We start from the raw sequence: 4,076 nt of genomic DNA, 5'->3' as shown, positions 1-4,076 counted from the left end.
TGATCCTCACCAATGCGCTGTTTGGCGGCATCATTACCTGGCATCTCGGCTTCTGGCCGGCGCTGATTGCCATTCTACTGGGCAATCTGGTGCTGTTTGCCTATGTCGGCGCGCTGAGCTGGTTCGCCGGTAATACAGGTATGAACTTCGCGCTGCAGGCGAAACGCACCTTTGGTACCAAAGGCTACATTTTGGTTTCAGGTTTCCTCTCAACCGTGGTGATCGGCTGGTACGCATTCCAGACCGGCTTAACTGGTACGGTGATCAATCAAACCTTTGGCTGGAACGCGCTGGCGGTGACGGCGTTTGCCATGGTGCTGTATACCGCCATCACCTTCCTCGGCGTGCGCGCATTGTCAGTGCTCGGCATGATCGCGGCACCGCTGTTCGTGGTGTTGGGATTGGTGGCGCTGTGGCTGATTGCTAAGGATCACGATTTCAGCACCATCACGCAGTTTACCGGCAGCAGCAGCGCAGTGGGCGCGATGAGCATGGGCACCGCCGTCACCATGGTGGTGGCCGGTTTCGCCGATTCCGGCACCATGACGGCAGATTTCACTCGCTGGTCGAAAGACGGTAAATCAGCGGTGATTGCCGCGTTCTCGGCGTTCCCGGTGGCGAACGTCATCTCTTATCTGTTTGGCGTAGTGATTGTGGCGGTGGGCGCTGCTGTCGATCCGGCGAGCAACGGCGGCAACTTCCTGCCGATGCTGATGGGCCACGGCATGTTGCTCTCGGTGATTGCCTTCCTGTTTGTGTTTATCAATCTCGGTTCAGTGTGTACGCACTGCTTGTATAACGGCGCGGTTGGTTTTAGCCATCTTTTTAGCAGCAAAATGCGCTTATGGACGGTGATCCTCGGCGTGATCGGCGGCGCGCTGGCGCTGGCTGGCGTGTGGTCCTATTTCCTTGAATGGCTGAGTTTGCTTGGCATCGTGGTGCCGCCGTTTGGCGCGGTGATGATTGTCGATTTGATCTTCATGGCGAAAATCAGCGAGCAGCGCAAATTGCGCCGTATGCGCGGCAGCGCTTTTGCCGCCTGGGCAATCGGCAGCTTGTGTGCGGTGATTGCGCATATCGCCTTCCCGCAGTTTGGTGAAGCGGTGATTGGCTTAGTCACTGCGGCTGCCAGCTATACGCTGATTGTGAAACTGAAACGTGAAAGTACGGTAAATGTGATGGAGGAAAAAAATGCCTGATTACGCCATTGATTCAACCCCTTACTCGTGGCCGTATGACGGCCGCTGCAGCCCGCATGATACCGCGCTGATCGTCATCGATATGCAAACCGATTTCTGCGGCAAGGGCGGTTACGTTGATAGCATGGGTTACGACATTGCTTTAACGCGCGCGCCGATTAAGCCGCTGCAGCAGGTGCTGGCAACGATGCGCGCATTGGGCTTCCCGATCATCCATACACGCGAAGGCCATCGGCCGGATTTAAGTGATTTGCCTGCGAATAAGCGCTGGCGTTCGAAGCGCATGCAGGCGGAAATCGGTGCGCCCGGTCCGTGCGGGCGGATTCTGGTGCGCGGTGAACCGGGCTGGGAGATTATCCCGGAACTGGCGCCGCTGCCGGGTGAAGTCATCATCGATAAGCCGGGCAAAGGTTCGTTTTATGCCACCGATCTCGAACTGATCCTGCGCAGTCGTGGCATTCGCAATCTGATCATCAGCGGCATCACCACCGATGTCTGCGTTCATACCACACTGCGCGAAGCCAACGATCGTGGCTTTGAGTGTTTAGTGTTGTCAGATTGCTGTGCGGCGACCGAGCTGAAACACCACGAGGCGGCGCTCAGCATGATCCATATGCAAGGCGGGATTTTTGGTGCAGTAGCCAGTTCGCAGACCTTGCTGGCGGGGTTGGCCAGCAAGCAAACGGCTGAAGTCGGTTAACTCTCTAGCCACCTTTCATAGTGCTCCGGCCACGCCATGGTGGGCGTGCCGGGCCTGCCCATACCAAATCCATGTCCGCCACTGCTGTAGCGATGCATCTCCACGGGCACGTGCTGGCGCTTACAGGCGTCAGCCATAATCAACGTGTTATGCGGATCGGAAATCGGATCGTCCTCCGCCTGCACCAGAAAGAAGGGCGGCGATTGCGGATTAACAAACTCCTGTACTGACCATGCGGCGTCTTCACTGGCAGGCGCATTTTTGCCCACCAGAATTTTGTGGGTTGAGGTGTGCGTGTAAGGCGGCTCCAGCGTGATGATGGGATAGATCAGCGCAGCGCGATCGGCCGTGGCGGGCAGATTATCCAGTGCATCGGTTGCCCTATACGAGCGGAAATCCGCGCGCGTGACCGCCATACCAAGCAGATGCCCACCGGCGGAAAACCCCAGCACGCTGACATGCTTTTCACGCTGCCGCACCACTCGCAGCGCGCGCTGTGCATCCTGCAGTGAAACCATCGCGCCATCTTTCCAGCCTTCATGCGGCAAGCGATAACTCAGCACATAAGCGGTATATCCGCGCGCCGTCAACCAGGCTGCGGCGGGCCAGGCTTCTTTGCCCATTTCAATGCGCGTATAACCGCCACCGGCGGCGATCAATACCGCGCGCCCATTGGGCGAGGGCGGTGTCATTACTGTGAGCGTCGGGCGTACGATATTGTGCTGCGCGCCTTTGGCTGAAATCATCAGATCGCCAGCAGGACCGCCGCCGCCCGGAGGTAAATCAGGCCACAGCGTCAAAACTTGGGTTGTTACGCTCCTTGAAGTTGCCCAGGTCAGCCCGCTGCGCGCTGCCAGCGCGGAAAGTGTCAGATACGATAAAAAGTGGCGGCGGTTCATGGCGAATCCTCATGAAATTAGAGGCTTATTGAAGCAGATAAATCAGCAGAGAAGATGAAGAGGGCGTTGCTTTGTATTACCAAATGCGACGGGGTGAGAATTAAAGGTTATAGTTACAACATACTTTAATTGTTAACTTTAATTGCTTGGTTTGGCAGCAGTGCGGTTGTCGTTCTAACAATGAAAATGGGATTGCCTGGAATCTATATCAAAAAATCATTACTAATAGATAGTTACATACAAATCATGCGTGTATATAAGCTTGAAATTTTTAAGAGGACAAAATTATGCGTGTTGTCTCAATATTTAAATATGGTAATGAACGCGCTATTTGTCTGCCGCATGACATAGATTTGGATGGTATCAACGAACTCGAAATCACTCGTGAAGGGGATACATTATTGCTGCGTCCGGTAAAGCCGAGCTGGAAGACCTTTGGGCATAAGGGAAAGGAAGAATTAGATATCCTGAGCGAGAGAGAAGATGTATTTGATGAGAGACGATTTGAACTGTGGTGACAATCGAAATTCTAGGGTCAATTAGACGCGGTCAAACATGTAACCTGAGGAGTTAAACCCATTACCATAGCTGCGCAATTTATTAATACCTAAGGAATAAGCTGCATCTCTATGCAGGTGCGCATGAATGCGCACCCTACGAAACCCTCGCCAAACAATTGTAGGGTCGCCATTAATGGCGACCGTTTTATGCTTAACAGATAGGCATCGTGACCAACGTCGCCCCTAAATCAATCTCACCCACGCATCGGTTCAGCGCGCACCGGTTTATCACCGGCAACAAAGTAATCCGCTTCGCTGCGCGGCAGCGGCTGGCGGCCACGAATGTTATCCGCGATTTTTTCGCCGATCATGATGGTGGTGGCATTGAGGTTACCGGTGATGATCAGCGGCATGATTGAGGCATCCACCACGCGCAGCGCTTCGACGCCATGCACGCGGCCTTCACCATCAACGACCGACATCTCGTCAGTACCCATTTTACAGGTGCCGCACGGGTGATAAGCCGTTTCGCCATGATTACGCACAAACTCATCCAGCTGCTCATCGGTCTGGCAATCCAGGCCTGGGCTGATCTCTTTACCGCGATATTGATCCAGCGCCGGCTGGTTAATTATCTGGCGTGTGATACGAATCGCATCGCGGAATTCCTGCCAATCCTGCTCGTGTGACATGTAGTTGAACAGAATCGCCGGATGGCGGCGCGGATCGCGTGATTTCAGGCGCACATGGCCGCGGCTCGGTGAGCGCATCGAACCAA

5 protein-coding genes are annotated in these 4,076 nt (G+C 54.6%); 3 read left to right on the top strand and 2 right to left on the bottom strand.

Annotation, left to right across the window (positions count from 1 at the left end):
• Window positions 1-1,199 (top strand): cytosine permease (locus RTY00_RS18930; protein ID WP_312665496.1); only part of this gene is annotated, 1,199 nt, incomplete at its 5' end.
• Window positions 1,192-1,899, top strand: a complete 708-nt coding sequence (locus tag RTY00_RS18925) for an isochorismatase family cysteine hydrolase (RefSeq protein ID WP_312665495.1) — start codon at window positions 1,192-1,194, stop codon at window positions 1,897-1,899. The genes RTY00_RS18930 and RTY00_RS18925, both read left to right, overlap by 8 nt.
• Here RTY00_RS18925 and RTY00_RS18920 read toward each other — a convergent pair.
• The gene (locus tag RTY00_RS18920; RefSeq protein WP_312665494.1) at window positions 1,896-2,798 is read right to left on the bottom strand and encodes an alpha/beta hydrolase; all 903 of its coding nucleotides are present in this window, start codon (window positions 2,796-2,798) and stop codon (window positions 1,896-1,898) included. The two genes, RTY00_RS18925 and RTY00_RS18920, sit on opposite strands and share 4 nt — an antisense overlap.
• Window positions 2,799-3,085: 287 nt before the next feature.
• Between RTY00_RS18920 and vapB the strand changes: the two genes are divergently transcribed.
• Complete coding sequence (vapB, locus tag RTY00_RS18915) at window positions 3,086-3,316, top strand: type II toxin-antitoxin system VapB family antitoxin (RefSeq protein ID WP_312665492.1); 231 nt, start codon at window positions 3,086-3,088, stop codon at window positions 3,314-3,316.
• A gap of 236 nt (window positions 3,317-3,552) precedes the next feature.
• Here vapB and RTY00_RS18910 read toward each other — a convergent pair.
• A partial coding sequence (locus RTY00_RS18910) for a GMC oxidoreductase (RefSeq protein WP_312665491.1) occupies window positions 3,553-4,076 on the bottom strand: 524 nt, incomplete at its 5' end.

The sequence above is a fragment of the Pantoea sp. CTOTU49201 genome, assembly GCF_032054795.1.
In the GTDB taxonomy this organism is placed as follows: Bacteria; Pseudomonadota; Gammaproteobacteria; order Enterobacterales; family Enterobacteriaceae; genus Pantoea; species Pantoea symbiotica.
The sequence above is the reverse complement of the archived record's forward strand: the minus strand, read 5'-3'. Positions and strand labels throughout refer to the sequence as shown.

Excerpts from the sequence above, each read along its gene's own strand:
- vapB (WP_312665492.1), top strand. The coding sequence starts at position 3,086 with ATGCGTGTTGTCTCAATATTTAAATATGGTAATGAACGCGCTATTTGT.
- RTY00_RS18925 (WP_312665495.1), top strand. The coding sequence starts at position 1,192 with ATGCCTGATTACGCCATTGATTCAACCCCTTACTCGTGGCCGTATGAC.
- RTY00_RS18920 (WP_312665494.1), bottom strand. The coding sequence starts at position 2,798 with ATGAACCGCCGCCACTTTTTATCGTATCTGACACTTTCCGCGCTGGCA.